13 protein-coding genes and 1 pseudogene are annotated in these 18,861 nt (G+C 55.0%); 10 read left to right on the top strand and 4 right to left on the bottom strand.

Going from position 1 to position 18,861, the window contains the following annotated elements; all coding sequences use genetic code 11:
• Nucleotides 1–335: 335 nt before the first annotated feature.
• Together B880_RS25170 and B880_RS0116630 are read right to left on the bottom strand one after the other, a co-directional pair.
• Nucleotides 336–899, bottom strand: a pseudogene (locus B880_RS25170) (porin); the annotation flags it as partial.
• A gap of 344 nt (nucleotides 900–1,243) precedes the next feature.
• A complete protein-coding gene (locus B880_RS0116630; protein WP_017348577.1) occupies nucleotides 1,244–2,140 on the bottom strand; it encodes a LysR family transcriptional regulator in 897 nt (298 codons plus the stop codon).
• Between the two features lie 174 nt (nucleotides 2,141–2,314).
• Between B880_RS0116630 and B880_RS0116625 the strand changes: the two genes are divergently transcribed.
• The 8 genes from B880_RS0116625 (at nucleotide 2,315) to B880_RS0116590 (ending at nucleotide 12,441) form a co-directional block, all read left to right on the top strand.
• Complete coding sequence (locus B880_RS0116625) at nucleotides 2,315–3,400, top strand: iron-containing alcohol dehydrogenase family protein (protein WP_017348576.1); 1,086 nt, start codon at nucleotides 2,315–2,317, stop codon at nucleotides 3,398–3,400.
• A gap of 320 nt (nucleotides 3,401–3,720) precedes the next feature.
• Nucleotides 3,721–4,416, top strand: coding sequence for an oligogalacturonate-specific porin KdgM family protein (locus B880_RS0116620; RefSeq protein ID WP_017348575.1), 696 nt, complete (start codon nucleotides 3,721–3,723; stop codon nucleotides 4,414–4,416).
• A gap of 18 nt (nucleotides 4,417–4,434) precedes the next feature.
• The gene (locus B880_RS0116615) at nucleotides 4,435–5,715 is read left to right on the top strand and encodes a histidine-type phosphatase (RefSeq protein ID WP_157060573.1); all 1,281 of its coding nucleotides are present in this window, start codon (nucleotides 4,435–4,437) and stop codon (nucleotides 5,713–5,715) included.
• A 206-nt stretch (nucleotides 5,716–5,921) separates the two neighbouring features.
• A complete protein-coding gene (locus B880_RS0116610) occupies nucleotides 5,922–7,745 on the top strand; it encodes an ABC transporter permease (protein WP_017348573.1) in 1,824 nt (607 codons plus the stop codon).
• Nucleotide 7,746: 1 nt separating this feature from the next.
• Entirely contained in the window at nucleotides 7,747–8,826 is a 1,080-nt protein-coding gene (locus tag B880_RS0116605) for an ABC transporter ATP-binding protein (RefSeq protein WP_017348572.1), read from the top strand.
• Nucleotides 8,827–8,853: 27 nt separating this feature from the next.
• Nucleotides 8,854–9,951, top strand: a complete 1,098-nt coding sequence (locus tag B880_RS0116600) for an ABC transporter substrate-binding protein (protein ID WP_017348571.1) — start codon at nucleotides 8,854–8,856, stop codon at nucleotides 9,949–9,951.
• 53 nt (nucleotides 9,952–10,004) lie between these two features.
• Entirely contained in the window at nucleotides 10,005–11,441 is a 1,437-nt protein-coding gene (locus tag B880_RS0116595; RefSeq protein WP_017348570.1) for an inositol monophosphatase family protein, read from the top strand.
• A complete protein-coding gene (locus B880_RS0116590; protein WP_017348569.1) occupies nucleotides 11,428–12,441 on the top strand; it encodes a LacI family DNA-binding transcriptional regulator in 1,014 nt (337 codons plus the stop codon). Before B880_RS0116595 ends, B880_RS0116590 begins: the two co-directional genes overlap by 14 nt.
• Nucleotides 12,442–13,153: 712 nt before the next feature.
• On the opposite strand, the gene B880_RS25165 is transcribed toward B880_RS0116590, so the two are convergent.
• Nucleotides 13,154–15,106: a phospholipase effector Tle1 domain-containing protein gene (locus B880_RS25165; RefSeq protein ID WP_017348567.1), complete on the bottom strand. Its 1,953-nt coding sequence runs from the start codon at nucleotides 15,104–15,106 to the stop codon at nucleotides 13,154–13,156.
• A 251-nt stretch (nucleotides 15,107–15,357) separates the two neighbouring features.
• On the opposite strand from B880_RS25165, the gene B880_RS0116575 reads away from it, so the two are divergent.
• Both B880_RS0116575 and B880_RS0116570 read left to right on the top strand, forming a co-directional pair.
• Nucleotides 15,358–16,110, top strand: a complete 753-nt coding sequence (locus B880_RS0116575; protein WP_017348566.1) for an alpha/beta fold hydrolase — start codon at nucleotides 15,358–15,360, stop codon at nucleotides 16,108–16,110.
• Nucleotides 16,111–16,120: 10 nt separating this feature from the next.
• Nucleotides 16,121–17,311 carry a cytochrome c biogenesis protein/redoxin gene (locus tag B880_RS0116570; protein WP_017348565.1) on the top strand — a complete coding sequence of 397 codons (1,191 nt, stop codon included), beginning with the start codon at nucleotides 16,121–16,123 and terminating at the stop codon, nucleotides 17,309–17,311.
• 43 nt (nucleotides 17,312–17,354) lie between these two features.
• On the opposite strand, the gene B880_RS0116565 is transcribed toward B880_RS0116570, so the two are convergent.
• The gene (locus B880_RS0116565; RefSeq protein WP_017348564.1) at nucleotides 17,355–18,773 is read right to left on the bottom strand and encodes an aldehyde dehydrogenase family protein; all 1,419 of its coding nucleotides are present in this window, start codon (nucleotides 18,771–18,773) and stop codon (nucleotides 17,355–17,357) included.
• Nucleotides 18,774–18,861 lie beyond the last annotated feature (88 nt).

The raw sequence follows: 18,861 nt of genomic DNA, 5'->3' as shown, positions 1-18,861 counted from the left end.
GGATAAATAACCATGTGTTTAATCTGAAGTCAAGCTGAGCAGGCTTTTTTTAAAAAAACAGATATAGCGCCATTTTACTGCATGTTAATCGCTTTTTATGACGAAATACCGACAAGATACCTTTGGGGAATGACATCCTACGCGCATCAGCCAGCGTGCAGCTGAAATGTGGGGTGACTTCGGGGCGGAACTAAATGCGTGTGACGGCGAGGCGGCTCATACAGAGGATCGCCGCCTGAAGTTGTGAAAAAGTACTTTCAAAACCCGCGAGGCTGAGAAATATTTGACGCTACCGCGTCAATTCAAATTCCCCTCCCACCTCCTTCGGTGGGAGTACCCTTTGAAGAAAAGATGGTATCCCTGTCATTTTTCTCCTGGTACTGTAAACCAACGTTCAAACCATCCACGAGACCAAAGAAATTGCGGTTACGGTAGGTCGCAACACCCGTAGAGCGGCCGCGCAGGAAGCCATCTGAGCTGCCGGTTGCACCACCAAACTCGGGCAGAACGTCGGTGTAAGCAATCGCATCGTAGACCAGGCCATAGTTACGGCCGTAGTCAAAACTGCCAAAGTTGCCGACTTTTATCCCGGCAAAACCCAGGCGCGTTTTGTTGTTTGTTTGTGCATCCGACCCTTCACTGTTATTCAACTGTGCCTGGTATTCCCACTGTCCGTAGCCGGTGATGAGATCATTAACGGTGGTTTGGCCGCGAAAACCAAAGCGCATATAGGACTGGTCACCTCCCAGACTGTCATTATCTGACAGGTAATGCTCACCCTGAACCTTGCCATACAGATCCAGTTTATTGCCGTCTTTATTGAATATTTCCGCCGAATGGCTGACCCCTGAGATAAATAAAGTCCCTACAATGCACGTCCGTACAAAAGCTCTCATCATTTAACCCTCGTTATATAATAGTATTTGAGTAATAACCAAAGCCCCTGAGTCGCACTCTGGTATATTATTGGGTGATTATATTTCTAACTGAAAGATGCGTGCCTTTAGTCGCGGAATAAATAAAAATCTTTTGTCTCCGAACCGCCAAATGAGCACTCTGTTACAATATGTTGAACATTGTGATACGGGATAAGATAATTTTGCTCTGCCCGGATAATCTTTTCTTATAACACCCAGGCATATAAAAAACCTATTACCGCCCGGGGTTAACCCTTAATATTAGAAATTAAAAGCGACAAATACGCTGCTAACTTTTATCGTTATTTACGGAATAAACCGGGTGTTTAGTCACTTACCCGGTTTATTCCTTCCTCAGACAAGATCTGGCGCATCGCCTGTATCAAGGGCTCACGCGCCCGACCGCGACGGTAGGCGAACGAGAAAGGAACGAGAAAGTTGAAGTGATCGGGCAGCAGCCGCTGCAAGACACCACGCTGTTCCCAGCTGTGCGCATAGTGTTCCGGCAAATAGCCAATATATTTCCCGGACAGAATCAGCGTGAGTTGAGCTTCAATGCTTTCGACGGAGGCATTGCTGTGGCGGAACCCGCGTTTATTGACCTCCTGCTGGTTCCAGTAATGGCGTGTCACCATGCCATTTTTTTGCACCTTCTCCACATCGACATGGCCTTGCGCCAGCGGATGCCGCGGGCTGCAATACAACCAGTGCTGTTCTTCATAGAGGGAGACCGTCACCAGGTTACTGGCGCGTAGCGGGAAATGGCCGATGGCTAACTCCAGCCGGTCTTCCAGCAGGTGTTGCTGTAACTCATTGGGTTCCCGCACGATCAGGTTTAAGAACACCGCAGGGAAACGCTGATTAAAACGGGCAATGGCAGCGGGCAAATCCATGGACGTATCCGTGATGGTTGCATCGACAACCCCGAGGGAAAAGGTGCCTCCCTGCTCGCCTTTCAGCGCCTGCACCTGATTCTGCCAGCTGTTCAGGGTCGCCAGCATCTCCTGGCTATATTGATAAAATTGCTCGCCCTTCTCCGTCAGTGCAAAGCCTCCCCTGCCTCGCTTGCACAATACAAAACCGAGTTGCGCTTCCAGCTCGCTCATGTAGGCGCTGATCGCAGGCGTCGTCATATTCAACGCCTGCTGCGCACGGGAATAACCGTGGTTTTCCACCACGCTGGCGAAGACCTGAAGCAGTTTCAGATTAGGCAGCATATGCATAGGTTATCTTCAGTTGATGCGGTCTAAAGTTAAGTAATCCGTTAAGTGATTATCGGGGGTTTGCTATTTCAGCTGCGTCCGGTTCAGGCCATTATAGGATGTAAATTAACTAATGAAAATCAGTAGCCTGCCCGGTTCCCGGTGCATAAAGGCTGCCCCAACTCTGAGAAAAGTATGACACAGCAAAATCTGGTTTTTCCGGCACGCGTGCTGCGTGGCGCGGGTGTAATCAATCAATTAGGATCAATTTGCGCCACGTTGGGTCAGCGTGCTTTGTTGATCGGTGGACATCAGGCATTGCAGGCAGTGGAAGACATCGTGCGTGCGCAGCTGGCGGCCGCCGATGTAAAAGTACTGGCATCGACCTGGTTCGGTGGTGAAACCTCGATCAATCAGATCAACCGCTTAGCGGAGATGGCGCAGTCCCTTCAGGCGGACGTGATTATCGGTGCGGGTGGCGGTAAATCTCTCGATACCGTAAAAGCCGTTGGTGCGCAGCTAGGGCTGCCGGTGATTACCCTGCCTACCATCGCCGCAACCTGCTCCGCCGTCACCCCGTTAAGTATCCGCTACGATGATAACGGTAACTTTTTCGATATTTTCCCCCTGCCTGTCGCCCCCGCAGCGGTGATTATTGACAGTGAGCTGTTAGCCAAAGCGCCCCCACGCTGGTTAGCGGCCGGGTTGGGTGACACGCTGGCAAAGTGGTATGAGTTCCGTGCGGTGAGCCTGCTGCATCCGGCTGAAACCGGCAATGCGCGATCCTCTCTGGCCCACAGCCAGATTTGCTATCAGGTGATTGCCGGGCAGGGTCCAGCTGCGTTCAAAGCCGCCCAAAACGGGTTAAGCAGCGCGGCCTTAGACCAGGTGTTGGATGCCATCTTTACCTGGGCAGGATTAACGTCGCTGATGAGTAATGGCGCACATGCGGCGGCTTCTCATGCCATCTACGAAGGCTTTACCTTCTGCGATAAAACCCGTGAGTTTGGACATGGTCTGCTGGTCGGTTTTGGCAACCTTTGCCTGCTGGCACTGGAAGATCGTCAGGATGATGAAATTCTGACAGAAATGCGTCTGGCCCGTGACTGCGGTGTCCCGCTGACCCTGAAAGAGATTGCCGAACTGGACAGCGCGGAACTGGCCACGGTAGTGCGTGAATCGGTTCATGCGCCGGATATGCAGAACATGGCGCGCACGGTGACGGAGGGGCGTCTGTTGGCGGCTATCGGTCGCATTGAGGCTCTGGCGTCACGGGTTTAAGGCGTACACCTGCCCTCACTCAGCGAGCGTGAGGGCATTTATTCATCTGCCTGTCAGGCGATAACAAAAAAACAGGCCATTTTTACGGTTTTTTTTCCTTTTCACGAAATCCCTTTTTCCCGCGTCTGGCTTCCGGCTGTGCAACATATTTCACCATTTCAGCCCAACGAACAGCATCTATCCCCTGTAAACGTTTATTTTCTCATTCCCTTGTGGAGGGTTAACGCCGCCGGTTAATCCAACTGAATTAAATCTGAAATTTAACTGAAATAATCCCCCCGTAAATTTCGGCCTCTCTGGCTCATCGGGAAGAATTAAACATGCTAAAGAAAAAAGTATTAACCACTTGCGTGGTGGCGGGATTCATTTTGTTATCACACAGCGCAATGGCGCTGGAGATTAATTATGAGCACAAGTACGAAGATATCTCTAAAGAACACACGGATGAACTTGAGATATCCCATGACTTTGCCTCTGGCCTGGGCATCGGCACGAAATTTAAATTCAAGCCGCGGGAACAAGAGAACGGTGATGCCGGGCGTTTCTTTGGTCACCGGGAAATCACCGAGAAAGAGTTTAAGATTAACTACACGGCCGACATAACCAAAAGTTTCAGTGTCGAGCCCGGTTTCACCTTCGCCCTTAAACAGGGTGAAGAGAAATACAAACCCTCACTGAAATTTAAATACCGGCCGTTCCACTCGACCAAACTCTCATTGCGCTATCGGAAAGAGATCAGCGATCGGGATGAAAAAGCCACGAAGCGTATGGACCGTGTGGATGCCGAAATATCACAAAGCATTGGCGATTTTAAATTAAGTTACACTTTTACCGGATATCATGCTAACGAGGATTTATATAATAACAAGCGTACGGATTTCGAACATAAAGTCGAACTGGGTTATCATTTAACCAAACATCTTACGCCCTATATTGGGGTTAAAAATGTCTCAGTATCGAAAAAAACGTCTCAGCGACAATCTGAGTTTATCACGGGCATCAGTTACGAATTTTGATCGGTGGAAATAATGAAAATGAAAAAAGCATGGGCAGTACCGCTGTTGTTAGTCACGTTTTCTACGGGTCTGCTTCCGGTCGCGGCTGCCGCTGAAAATCCGGCCTCCCGCTACCAGCTGGAGAAGGTCGTTATGCTGATCCGCCATGGTGTGCGGCCACAAACCGACACCGCCAGCCTGGAAAAAGCCACTGGTCAAACATGGCCGGAATGGGGCGTGCCAGACGGCAATCTCACCGGACATGGCTACGCTGGCATGCTGGCGCAGGGCGCGTATCAACTGGCCACCTGGCGCGCGCACGGGTTAAAGCTCAACCCAACCGGCACCTGTCCTGGCCCGGAACAGGTCTTTCTGTGGGCCGCCCCCGATCAGCGTACCAAAGCCACCGGCGTTGCCCTGTTAGACGGGATGTTCCCAGGCTGTGGTGTCGCCATGCATAGCACGGCGAATAAACACGATCCCCTGTTTGATACCGTTGAAATGGGTATTGCTAAACCCGATCAACAGGTGATTTCTCAGCAGGTGCTGGAGAAAATGGGATCGGCTGAAAATGCGCAACATAAATATCAGCAGTCGGTCAACGAATTACGTCATGCAGTCTGTGCGAATGAAGCGAAAAGCTGTGCATTCCTCGACAAACCCTGGGGCGTAGAAATAAACGACAAAGGTAAAGCGAAATTAACCGGCCCGGTATCAAAAGGGGCATCAATAGGCGAAACCATTCGTTTGCAATACAGCGAAAACTTACCGTTATCTCAAGTCGCCTTTGGGCATGCCAGTAATGCACAGCAGGTGAGTCAGTTAATGGCGCTGCACGCAGCAAAATATGATTTGGTGAGCAACACCCTTGAATATGCCAGCCACGGTGGCTCGGTATTAATGCGGCAGTTACTGCGTGCCATTACGCCAAATGAAAAGGGTGAATTAAATAGCCCGCTAGTCATTCTGGTTGGTCACGACAGTAATATCTCGCAAATTCAAACCATGCTGGGATTTAACTGGCAACTGCCCGTTTACCCGCGCAATGATATTCCACCGGGAGGCAGTCTGGTCATGGAACGTTATCGCGATACCCAAACAGGCGAGCAACTGGTCCATGTGACCTTCAGCGCCAGAACGTTAGATCAGTGGCGTGAACTCACCCCACTGAATAACCAACACCCCTTACCTGTAGCGGAGTTTATTCATCCTGGCTGCCATTCAAGTGCAGTGGGAGAACTTTGCCCGCTGGAGACCTTCGTTAAAATCGGACAACAGCATCTGGTGGCGGATGGTGCGGATGTCAGCGTGTTCAATTAACCGCTGATTAGCATTCCCGGTTATTTATTGCTGCTCATTCAGCACCAGAATTACAGCGTACTTACTGTGCATCCCTTGTTTCCCCCCGTCGTCACGATGGGGGGGAACCGCATCTGAAAATAATTGCACATATGTGCAAACCGTTCGCAAAACTGTCATATAGCGCCGCTATATTCCCCTCTGTCTTTCACCGCCAGAGGTTATCTGTGTCTTACCAATCCGACGTTCACCCCCGCTACGCCGCGTGGCCTAAACTGCGCCATACGCTGGCCATTATTCGCCAGGAACCTGCCAATTTGCTGGCCGTGCTGCTGTTGCTGCTGTTCAGTGGGATCATTCTGGCTCCGGTCATTTCCGTGTTGTTGAACGCCGTCCTGGTTCAAAGCGGCGACGAGGGGCGTACCGGCGCGACTGAAGGTGCCTTCACCAGCTGGTATTTGGTGCGCACGCTCAGCTCACGCATGTCTGATCTGCTGCTCTGGACACCGCTGCTGAATACGCTGGCCGTGGCGTTTAGCACCGTGGCAGGCGCACTGGTCGTGGGTGTGGCGCTGGCGTGGTTGATCAACCGAACCGATATGGCAGGCAAAAGGGGGTTCTCTACCCTGCTTATCGTGCCGTTTATGCTGCCTTCCTGGACCTTTGCCCTGGCGTGGAACACCCTGTTTAAAAATCATGCCATTGGTGGCCAGCCCGGTTGGCTGGAAGCGATGGGGTTTCAGACGCCCGACTGGGTCGCCTACGGCTATTTTCCCATCGTCGTGATTATGGTGCTGCACTATGCGCCACTGGTGATCTTGATTGTCGGCAATGCGCTGAAACGCATGGATAGCCAGATGGAAGAGAGTGCCCGGGTGCTGGGCGCATCCCGTGCGGCCATTGCGTTTAAAATCATCGTCCCGCTGATGCGACCCGCGTTGCTCTCGGCGGCGCTGCTGATCTTTGCTGACTGTATTGGCGAGTTCGCCCTGCCCTATATTCTGGGCTTACCGGTGCACTTCGATACCCTTTCTACCGGCCTGTATCGTGCCATCGGCACGCGCCAGTCCGGGGTTGCGGCAGTGATTGCTACGGTGATCATGTTAATGGGGATGCTGACCCTGGCGTTGGATATGAAAATGCTGCGCGAGGCAAAGCGCTTTGTCACCGTCGGGGGCAAAGGGGTGATGGATCGCCGTAGCCGCCTCGGACGCTGGCGGGTGGTTGCCGGCTCACTGCCGCTACTGTTTGTGCTGCTGGGCGTGGTGATCCCCCTGCTGACGCTGTTCCTGTCTACCATCATGACGCTGCCTGGCCGTTTCACCCGCGATAACTTCACGCTGGCTTACTGGATCGGGCATCACCTCGACACCGTCGCCATGCACAACGGGATCCTGCTGACGGCCGAGTTCTGGCAGGCGATTGGCAATACCCTGCTGATCGTCGGTTCAGCTTCCGTAGCCTGTGGTGTGCTGGGCCTGCTGGTGGGCTATGCCGTGATGCGCAGCCACTCTCGCTGGCTCTCCTCCGCACTGCGCCAGCTGACTTTCCTGCCCTACCTGGTCCCCGGCATTGCGTTTGCTACGGCATTTCTGTCGCTGTTTGCCGTAGCCCGAGGCCCGGTGCCCGCGCTCTACGGCACGCCGTTTATTCTGGTGCTGGCATTAATAGCAGAGAAAATGCCCTACGCCAGCCGTTCAGGCATTGCCGCGATGACCCAGTTAGGGAAAGAGACGGAGGAAGCCGCACGCATTGCCGGTGCCGGATGGTTCGTCCGCCTGCGCCAGATTGTGATCCCGATTCAGGCCGCCCCGCTGGCCACCGGCATTCTGCTGCCGTTTATCTCGGGGATCAAAGGCGTCAGCTTATTCGTCATTCTCGCCACCCCGGCGACGGATGTCATGACCACCTATTCCCTGCGTTTGATTGACTACAACTATCAGCAGGCGGCCAACGCTGTGGTGCTGATGATCGCCCTGATTTCATGGGCTGGCACGGTGCTGATCCAGAAGGTCACTGGCACCGGTCTGGCAGAAAGCCTGGAGAAATAACATGCCCACTATTCAGTTAAGCAACCTGACGAAAACCTATCCAGGCAGCACCACGCCTGCGGTCAATAACATCAACCTGACAGTCAACGATGGCGAGTTTCTCTGCCTGCTGGGGCCTTCCGGCTGCGGGAAGACCACGATTCTGCGGATGATCGCCGGCATTGAGCATGCCAGCGGTGGAGAGATCAGCATTGGCGATAAGATCGTGGATTCCGTGGCGCACGGCACCTACATCCCACCGGAGAAGCGCGGTGTGGGCCTGGTGTTTCAGAGCTACGCGCTCTGGCCGCACATGACCGTAGAACAAAACGTCGATTTTGGTCTGCGTCTGCAAAAAGTCGCGACCAAAGAGCGTATCGCACGCTGCCAGGACGTGATGGAAAAATTGCGCATTGCCGATTATGCCAAACGCTACCCGGCGCAGCTTTCCGGGGGACAACAGCAGCGCGTTGCCCTCGCACGTATGCTGGCAGTTAACCCCGGCGTGCTGCTACTGGATGAACCGCTTTCCAATCTGGATGCGACCCTGCGCCTGGAAATGCGTAATGAACTGCGCCGCCTGCATGAAACCTTCGGCACCACCATTGTCTTCGTGAGCCACGATCAGTGGGAAGCGATGACGCTGGCAACCACCATTGCGGTGATGAGTGCCGGGCATGTGCAGCAGACGGGCACGCCAGATGAGATTTACGCCACGCCAGCGAACCGTTTTGTCGCAGAGTTTATCGGCACACCGCGCCTGAATCTGATACCGCTGCATCAGCAACACAGCCAGCTGGCACACCACCTGCACCAGCGTTTTGCCCTGCACGACCACACCCAGCTGTGTGGCATTCGTCCTGAAGAAGTGGTGATCAGTGAAGGGACCAGCCGTGACAGCGTGCCGGTGACCATCAACAACATTATGCCCACCGGAGGCAGCTGGGTGATTGAACTGGCCGTGGGGGAAGATCGCTTACTGCACTCGACGCAACTGCGACCACGCTGGCAGATGCATCAGCAGGTTTACTGCCAGCTACCGGCTTCCTCCCTGCATTTCTTTAACCATCATGGATTGCGCCATCAGGTTGCAGCTCACTAACCTTTTTTTCACACGCCAGGAACCCTTATGACGCGTCATTTAACCGCTTTGATCATTGCCCTGCTGGGGAGCGCATCCGCTCAGGCTGAGACGTTCAACCTGCAACAGCTGATTGCCGCCGCAAAGCAGGAGCAGCCCATTACCGTGTACGCCTCCACCGGGAAAATCGTGGAGCAGGCAAAAGCGTTCAGCAAATTGTATGGCTTGCAGGCCAACGGTGTGAAAGCAGATGCACCACAAATCATTGAGATCATGAGCCGCGAAGCCCAGGCGCATAACGTGCGCACCGATGTGGCGATTGTGGAAGATACGCCAGCGGGTATCACTCAGCTCCTGAAAAAAGGCTACGTCCAGAGCTGGGTACCGGACGACCTTAAAGGTGCCATCGCGGCCAATTATCAGCAGCCGCTGACGGTGGTGCTGGCCCCCAATGTCTTTGCCTATAACAAGGCGCACCATACGACTTGTCCGGTGACCAACATCTGGCAGTTAACCGAAGCCAAATGGCGTGGCCGGGTGGCGATGCAGGACCCGACCAGCAAGCCGGCTTACACCGACTGGTTCAGCCAGATGGAAACCCATTATGACCAACAGGTGCGTGATGCCTATCAGCAAGAGTTTGGCAAGCCGCTGCACACCGATGAAAAGTCTGCCACGGCGGCCTTTGTGAAGGCGCTGGCGGAGAACGGGGTGTTGCTGACCCACTCAGACAATGATGCGGCCTCCGCCATTGGCGCACCGGATGGTAAAACCGATTTTGTGGGTCTGGTCTCCACCGCCAAGTTCCGCGATAACAAGCAGGGTATGCAGCTCGCCTTATGTAGCGGCATGAAACCGTTTATCGGCTGGAATTACCCGAGCCTTGGCGTGGTAGCGACCGGTACAAAAAGCCCGAATACCGCCAAACTGTTCATTCACTACCTCCTGACCGCTGAGGGCATCGCGCCGCAAGGCGTCGACGGCAAAATGTCCACCAACGACACGGTGAGTCTCCCGGCAGATGAAGCCTCTGGCATTGAAAAATATCGCGGTGAGTTAATGCAGTACCTGACGGCGAGCGCGCAGGAAGACTGGAACAGCCGCCAGGACTGGCAGGACATCTGGAGCCTGAACTACCAAAAATAACCTTCCGACACGCTGGGTGTCGGCATTCCATTTTTCATGACAGGTAAAGCATTGTGACCACTCTCGATACCGATCAGCGCGAAGCTGCGCTTAAACACATCATTGTTGCTGCCGGACAGACCGCGCTCAATTTCTTCAATTCCCGTAAGGCGGGCGAGTATCAACTCAAAGGCCATCAGGATTTCTTGACCGAGGCGGACACGCTGGTGGAAAAGATGATCCTGAACGCAATCAGTGAGGCTTTTCCTGAGGATGAGATCCTCGGTGAAGAGTCTGCCTGCCAGCCTGACAGTGCCCGGAGCCTGTGGGTGGTTGATCCCATCGACGGCACCGCTAACTTTGCCCGTGGCATTGCCCATTTCTGTGTCTGTATGGCGTGGGTACGTGACGGTGTCACTGAATTAGGGGCCATTTATAACCCAGTGAGTGAAGAACTGTACCTCGCACGGCGCGGTCACTACGCACGCAAGAACGATCAACCGTTGCAGGTCAGCACGTTGACCGACACACAGCGTGCATCTATTGAACTGGGCTGGTCTTCGCGTCACAGTCAACGCCGCTATCTCGATGTGATGGGGGCGTTGCTGAGCCAGGGATGCAGCGTGCGGCGTGGCGGTTCGGGTGCGCTGGCACTGGCGTGGGTGGCAGAAGGCAGAACCGACGGTTATGTCGAGATGCATATGAATGCCTGGGACTGCCTTGCCGGGCTGTTGCTGGTGAGCGAAGCGGGCGGGCAGACCGGCATCACGCCGGTGACCGCTGAGGGTATCTTTAACGGATTACCGGTGCTGGCGGTAGCAATAGGTATTGCGGGTGACGTGTCCCGTGCTGCGGGCATCCCGCTCGCGGCTGAAGCGGCTCTACCCGCTAGCGCAGCGGTTATCCACGCGCCTCGTCCCCCGATCAGCCTGATCGCTGAAGATGTTGCGGGCTGGGGAATGGATATTTACATCGGTGGGTCCAGTGGCGTCAGTGATGCCGCACTGCTGGCCGGGCATAATATCGGCGTGGTGATTAACTGTGCGGTGAATCTGGATATCGACTGGGTAAACAACCCGGAAGCCAGCGCCGCACCGCACCTGCTCACCCACGGTGCCGGTCCGGTGCGCTATTACAAACTGGGGCTGATCGACGGTGAAGGCAACGCACCGGAGATGCTGCACGCCGGATACCAGCTGATGCGCTCTGCCCTGTTGCAGCAGATCCCGGATAAAGCCTCCTATCGCAATCGCCAGCGGGGCAATATTTTGGTGAACTGTCGCGGTGGGCGCAGCCGTTCAGTGGCGTTAGTGGCGCTGTTCCTGCACCTGGAATGGCCTGAGCGCTTCCCCACCCTGGATGCTGCGATTGCGCTGATCCGCGACAAACGCCAGCTCCATAAGGATGAATGGTTCGAGACGCCAAAGCCGTCGCTGATTCGCCTGGCGGAATATGCCATTCTGCGGGAACGGGCTTTAGCTGCAATGGAACAAGGTAATGAGCAAAAATAGTGCCGACAAGGGTGCCGGTTTTGCCAGCGCGACCGAGGTGGCGCTGCTGGCAGGGGTGTCGCGTTCAGCGGTATCGCGCACGTTTACGCCGGGCCGAAGCGTGTCCGATGAGACGCGGCGTAAAGTGCTGGCCGCAGCCGAAGCGCTGAATTATCACGTGAATCATCTGGCGCGCGGCCTCTCGAAGGAGGCCAGCCGTCCGGTGTGTATTCTGGGCGGCAATCTCTCTTCGCCCTACCAGTCGAGCTTGCTGGAGCACCTGACCCGCCGTCTGAATAAAGCCGGGCGCGCGGTGATGGTGATCAACACCGATGACGGTGAAGCCAGTGCCAGAGAGGCGCTACAGCAGACCCTGAAATACCGTTCCACGGCCACCATTGTGTTGTCGGGTAAGCCGCCAGCCTCACTGATCCATCTCTGTATGCAGAGCGGACAGCAGGTGATTTTGATTAACCGTCTCGGGCAATTTCCCAGCGCGGATAATATTGACATTGATTACAGCTCGACCATGGGCGAAGCCTTTAACCAGCTGGTGGGCGCGCAATGTCAGCGCATCGCGATGGTCTCCTCTTCCGCCCGCTCACCGAGCATGGTGATCCGTGAAACGCGATTCCTTGAGGCTGCGGCCCAGGCTGGCGCGGAGGTTGACGTTATCCGGCCAGGCAGCACCAGCTACCAGACCGGCGTGCTGGCGGCGCATCAGTTGCTGACGCAGGCGCAACGCCCGGACGGCGTATTCTGCGTCACAGACCTTATCGCCTGCGGTTTTATTGACGCTGCCCGCCACGAGTTTGGCCTGCGTATTCCCGAAGATATCGCGGTGATTGGTTTCGATGATATCGAACAGGCCAGTTGGCTCGGCTACCAGCTCACCACGTTCTCGCAGCCGCTGGCCGAAATGGCCGAAGCCGCCTGCCAACGCCTGCTTTCCCCCTCAAGCGGGCCCACAGGAAACCAGCTCTTTGAGGCGCAACTGGTGCGGCGGAAAACCTTGCGTTGAGTCACGGCATGATTTCCCCATGGCGAGGGCTTTTCGCTATGGGGATACTCGTTGGCTTAAATCAGGGGCTTCGCGTAGTATGGTCCGGCTTCCATTTTTTGTTTTGCCGACGGGGGGCGGACCTATCGGGTGAGCATCTGCAGATGGAGAACGTCCCGTTACCGTAGGTGGGTTGAGTAATACACCAAGACCATTGCAACCCGACAAGGCAATTACACAACTGATTAAAAAAAGGTGCTTTGTATTCATCGTTATACCTGAATTTGTTTTCCGTCCATGTTGTAAACCGTTCTGCGCCACTGCTCATCGGGGCGGTTTACAAACCCGATGACTTGTAATGGCGATGCCCCTCCTCGAAGAGGACCCCCACTATCAACGTCAATCACGTTCCAGTTTGCCGAACAATGGATGTAATGCTGCGCAATGATATCGAGCTCATGTTGGTTGAAGTCACCGGGAGCAGCCCCTGTGCGCACCGCTTTGCCCATGGCGAGAACTTTTCGCTACGGAGATACGCGTTGGCTTAAGTCAGGGGCTTTTTGTAGCACGGTCCGGGTTCCCTTTTTTGCGCTCCCTGTGGGGGGGTTGCCTGTCGTTTGAGCATCTGTAGGTATACGGTATCCCGTTACTGTCGGTGGGTTGAGTAATACCGCAAGACCATTGCAACCCGACAAAACAATTACACAACTGATTAAAAAAACGTGCTTTTTGTTCATCGTTCTACCTGTATTTTTTTTCCGTCCATGTTGTAAACCGTTCTGCGCCACTGCTCATCGGGGCGGTTTACAAATCCAAAGATTTGTGAGGGTGATGCCCCCCCTCGAAGAGAATCGCTATTATCAACAACAATAATGTTCCAGTTTGCCGAACAATGAATGTAATGCAGTGCAATGGTATCGAGTTCATGTTGGTTGAACTCTTCGGGAAAGTCTCCTGTACGTACCGCCTTACCCATGGCGCGAGCTTTTTCGCACAGGGGAAGCAGTTCATCTGAAATATCAATGTGGGGGAGATGCTCGAATGCGACGCCAGCCTCTTCTGCGGCATCGAGCATCACCCGCAGACTTACCCTGGACCAGTCATTTTTTACTACGCGATTGCGTAGCGTCAGTGCAGCAAAACTCCGTTTCTGGGATTCCCCGTAGTGATTTGAGGGCAGCCTGTCGTCGAACCAAGTCTCAACAGTTACCGTGCTGGTACGGAGAATCGGGGCGATACTAGGAAACGCGTTCAGAACAGGTAGCTGTTGCTTAGCCTTATGGTAGATGCGCGTCTGCTCATCGGGAAAACTTAATGGCACCGTATTGGTTTCTGGCCGGGTCAGAAAATAATTCTCCGTCATAACCGGTAAATATCCGCCACCGATGTCGGAGTGCGCGCCGGGCAGTGCCAGTTCTGGCCATGCGGGTTTCACACTGTTTAAGGCGAAATTAAACCGACACTCATTAGCGGCGACAATATGGAATACCTTGTCCGCAACGCCTGGACGTAAGGTTATTTTGGCACTCCCGGTATCCGCATTATGCGGGCTTAACCCGTTTGCTGGCGTGCCAATAGCCGCCACGGTGTCAAAGATGCCAATAAAGCGGGTCTTACCTGCCGGAGCACCGGCAAAGGCGGTGCCTGACACCCCTTCGCGGATGGCGCGTATAATCGCAGCGTCTTCCGCTTGAATACGATTGGCGAAGTGACGTGCTGCCGCCGCGCCACGGCTGAAGCCGAAAATATCAAACTGAAATTTTTTTATCACAACGTCATACGCTGATAACTCAGCGTTCACTGCCGTTAAGGCATTGCGTAATTTCTCAGTGATGAGAGAGATGGCTTTGTCTGTTTTTGCTACAACGCCGGTACCGGAGATCCCTAACCCCTGCCCCATTATACTGTCCGGCTTTCCTGCTTCTGTCCCGATACCGTCAACATAAATACTGTATTGTGCTTCATTACTCTCAGAAATGAGCTGATTGACATATAACGTGTTCAGCCAATAAACATTGGTGTAATACCCCGTGTAGCTAGTGGCTCCGAGGCCAGCGACACCGAAGTTATCCCTGACGCATTTACCGAGAATCCCCTCCGTCTCCGCATTGGTCAGGTTATAGTATTCTGCCGTGCAAGCTTTCAACATATTATGGGTATTGACCGCATTATTTCCGGTGCCGTCAAAAAACACGCCAAGCGTTAAGGTGACTTCACGTTTTTCTCTCTTTTTAACGGATTGCGCGCGCTGGGCGGGCTGTTGTTCTGGTACAGCGTGATACTCAGAATGCAGGCTGGCGTGAGATCCCGAGTCTCTCTGTTGCCGTGACAGAAGGTCCCTCAGGTGAACCTGCAAGCCCAGAGGCAGATCAGTGCAAAGGTCGCCGGATGGCGTCAGCACGCTCGAGAAGCCCATGCAGATCGTGCTTTTTTTGAGCAGAATGACATAGCCAGATTCGACGTCGTGCCACGTATAACGGAATGACTGCAGGTTATACTCCCCGTACCTTGCATGATACTGGCTGACAAACTCGCCATAATCTTGCGGTAAATCCCAGTCATTGATGATGCGGCTTCCGTCCGCTGTATAAGCGAGTTGTTGTGCTGCTGCGCGAGGGTGGGTAATAAGAGGAAAGTCCTGAAGGCGGATGTCTTTTACTGCCACCGCCCGGTAATGGCGAAACATAGCGATCCCTGAATGTTGCTAAATATGTCCAATCATTACACAAACCTTACGACTTGCAAGGGAATAGTTGCCATTCTGGAAGCGAGATCAACGCAGAGGAAACCCGGCCCCGCTCAGCAACTGTAGCGTTTTGTATCTGGCGGGGTACCAGACATACAACCGGACAAAAACGGCGATTTTGCAAACACGCCGAACACATAGGGTGGATTAAATGAACGCACTGACGTTCATCCACCGCTATGAGGTTCGATATGAAACGATTTACCCCCTTTTTAACCGCTGGACTGCTGGCCCTTTCTGCTGCCTCTTTCGCCCAGGCGACACCGGTTCACTCGGTGGTGCTGATTCACGGTGCTTTCGCTGATGGCAGCAGCTGGGATCGGGTGATCCCCCAGCTTGAAGCGAAACACTATCAGGTGATTAGCGTACAACTGCCACTCACCTCGTTGCAGGATGATGTGGCCGCCACGCAACGGGCGATCGATCGGGCGCAGGGGGATGTGGTGCTGGTGGGACACTCCTGGGGCGGCACGGTGATCACTCAGGCCGGTGACAACAGTAAGGTGAAATCGCTGGTGTATATCGCGGCCTTTGCGCCAGAGGCTGGGCAGTCTACTGCGGCGCTGGCAGACAGCTATCCGGCACCGGCGGGTAGCGCAGCCTTGGCGAAAACACCGGAGGGATTCCTCTACTTGCCAGCGTCCGCGCTGGCGAAAAACTTTGCCCCGGATCTGCCTGCCGCACAGCAAAAATTACTGGCGGCGACACAAGGCCCCATTCGGGCAGCGGCGTTTGGCGACAAAGTGACGCAGGTCGCCTGGCAGCACAAACCCAGCTGGTATCTGGTCAGTACTCAGGATCGGATGATCAACCCGGCGCTGGAACAGGCGATGGCGAAAAAAATCCATGCACACACCGAAACGATCCCGTCCAGTCACGTCTCAATGCTGAGCCACCCGGATAGCGTTGCCCACATCATTACTGCTGCCGTTCAGGCGCAATAAGGAGGCCATGATGTCACTGCTGATTGCTTTTCTGGCGGGCATGCTGACCCTGCTCAGCCCCTGCACGCTTCCGGTACTGCCGTTTGTCTTTGCCAGCGTACGCGGCAAAAAAATGCACTTGCTGGCACTGCTGAGCGGCATGGTATTGATGTTTACGCTGGTGGCACTGCTGGTGACCGCGACCAGCCAGTGGGTGACACAAGTCACCGCCATTGGACGCTGGATTGCGCTGGGGTTTCTCAGCATCACCGCGCTGACGCTGCTTTCGACTCGCATCGCGCAGTTTATCACCCGGCCGCTGGTCACACTGGGCAACCGGCTTAATGATGCCAGCCAGCAACGCAGCGGTTTGCTGGCCGCGCTGCTGGCCGGCATGGCCACAGGCATGCTGTGGTCGCCCTGCGCGGGGCCAGTGCTGGGGGCGATCCTGAGTCTGGCAGTGACCTCTCAGGATGCAACATCGGTCACTTTCCTGCTGGCCGCCTATGGCGCAGGCGCTGCGGTGATGCTGGCTCTGATCTGGTTAACCGGGCGCAGTGTGGTGGTCCGTCTGAAACCCGGCATGGCATGGATGGCGCGCCTGCGTCAGGGTGCAGGGGGATTGATGCTGGCCTCCGTGGTGCTGATTGCGACGGGATCGCAAAGCCTGCTGCAAAGTACGCCCGCTGTGGCACAAAATCTGGAGCAGCATCTGAGTCAGTGGATGCGTTCCCCTACCCCCGCGGTTCGGCTTCAGCCGGTATCCCTGCCCCAAACCAGCAGCGCACTGCCTTCGCTGGCTGGCGGCACGGGATGGCTGAACGGTACGGCAGTGACACCTGAAGCACTTAAAGGCAAGGTGGTGCTGATCGACTTCTGGACCTTTGACTGCATTAATTGCCAGCACACGCTGCCGTATGTGCGGAGTTGGGCGCAGAAGTATCAGTCTGAGGGGTTGGTGGTGATTGGGGTGCATACGCCTGAATATCCGTGGGAACGGGATGCAACGGCGGTCAACCGCGCCATCAAGCAGTGGCAATTGCCCTATCGCGTGGTGACGGACAATAACTACACCATTTGGAACCGCTTTGGTAATCAGTACTGGCCCGCACACTACCTGTTTGATGCACACGGCCAACTTCGTTACACCGCGTTTGGCGAAGGGGACTATGCCCAGCAGGAAAAAATGATCCAACAGCTACTGAAAGAAGCCCGCGCCTGATCGGGTATCAGAGGGTGCGCATCCTGCCGCACCCTCACCATTTTTAAGGCAGGGTGATAGCGCGCGGCTCCAGGAAAGCGCTGATCCCCCACTGCCCCATTTCGCGGCCAATCCCCGAGCGACGAAAACCGCCAAATGGCGCACGCGGTTCATGGGCCAGGGTATTAATCATCACGCGCCCTGCCAGAATTCTCTCGCCGACCTGGCACGCATGATGTTCATCCTCGCCAATGACCAGAGCGGAGAGTCCATAATCGGTATCGTTGGCGATGGCCACCGCCTCAGCTTCATCGCGATACGTGATGATGCTCAGTACCGGACCGAAGATCTCTTCACGGGCAATACGCATCGTCTGGGCCACATCGGTGAACAGCGTAGGTTTGATATACCATCCGGACTGTAGCCCCTCGGGTCGGCCCGTGCCGCCGGTTAACAGTCGTGCGCCTTCGGCTTCCCCTAGGGCGATATAGTTTTGCACGCGCTGCCACTGCTGCTCATTCATCATCGGCCCGATGGTGGTTGTCGCCTCGGCAGGGTCGCCAGAGCGCTGCTGTTCAACCGCCGCCACCAGTGCCTGCTCAAATTCGGTTTTACGCTGTGCCGGGATCAAAATACGGCTTCCGGCAATGCAGGCTTGCCCGCTGTTGATGAAACCCGCCTGTATTGCCATTTCAGCCGCGCGCGTGGCATCGGCATCCGGCAGGATCAGGGTGGGTGATTTTCCGCCCAGCTCGAGCGTCACGCGTTTAAATGTTTCGGCGGCGGCTCGCAAAATGGCCTTGCCGCTGACGGTTGATCCGGTAAAGGAGATTTTCGCCACCTGCGGACTGGTGCTGATCGCCTGACCGGCAGTTGCGCCACGCCCGGTGACGATATTAAACACCCCATCGGGTAATCCGGCACGATGCAACGCCCGGGTGATCACTTCCGTTTGTAGCACACTGAACTCGCTGGGTTTAATCACGGTCGTGCAGCCCGCAGCCAGCGCGGTAGCCAGTTTATGGCAGATAAAACCGGCGTTGCTGTTCCAGGGGGTAATTAAGCCCGCCACCCCAAGTGGCACCATCTGCACCGTTGCCCGCCCCGCCTGCTGGACAAAGGGGTAGGTTTTCAGCTCGTTGATGACCTGTAGGATCACTTCTGCCGGGTAGCTGGCCATCCAACGGGAGCGGGAAGCCGGGGCTCCGTACTCCAGCAACACCGCTTGATGTAGTTCGGCTTCAGCCTGTTTTACTGCCTGGTGCATGTTCTCCAACAGCGCAATACGTTCGCCGAGGTCGGTGCGCGAAAATGCCGGGAATGCGGCGTGTGCGGCGGCAATCGCCAGCTCAGCATCACGTTCATCCGCCAGCCGTGCTTTACCGATTACGCTCCCGTCGGCAGGTTTGATAATATCCAGCCATTCAGTGCCCTGTGGGGTGACAAAACGGCCATTAATATAGACGAGTTCTATGAGGTGCATCGGTTAACTCCTGTGGTCTGTTGCAGGAAAATTAACATGCCCCCTAAACCGCGATAATCCACCGCGCCCTGCAAAGGGTATTACGCAA

The sequence above is a fragment of the Pantoea sp. A4 genome (assembly GCF_000295955.2).
GTDB lineage: Bacteria > Pseudomonadota > Gammaproteobacteria > Enterobacterales > Enterobacteriaceae > Pantoea > Pantoea multigeneris.
Note: the sequence above shows the minus strand (reverse complement) of the source record. Positions and strands in the feature narration are given on the sequence as shown.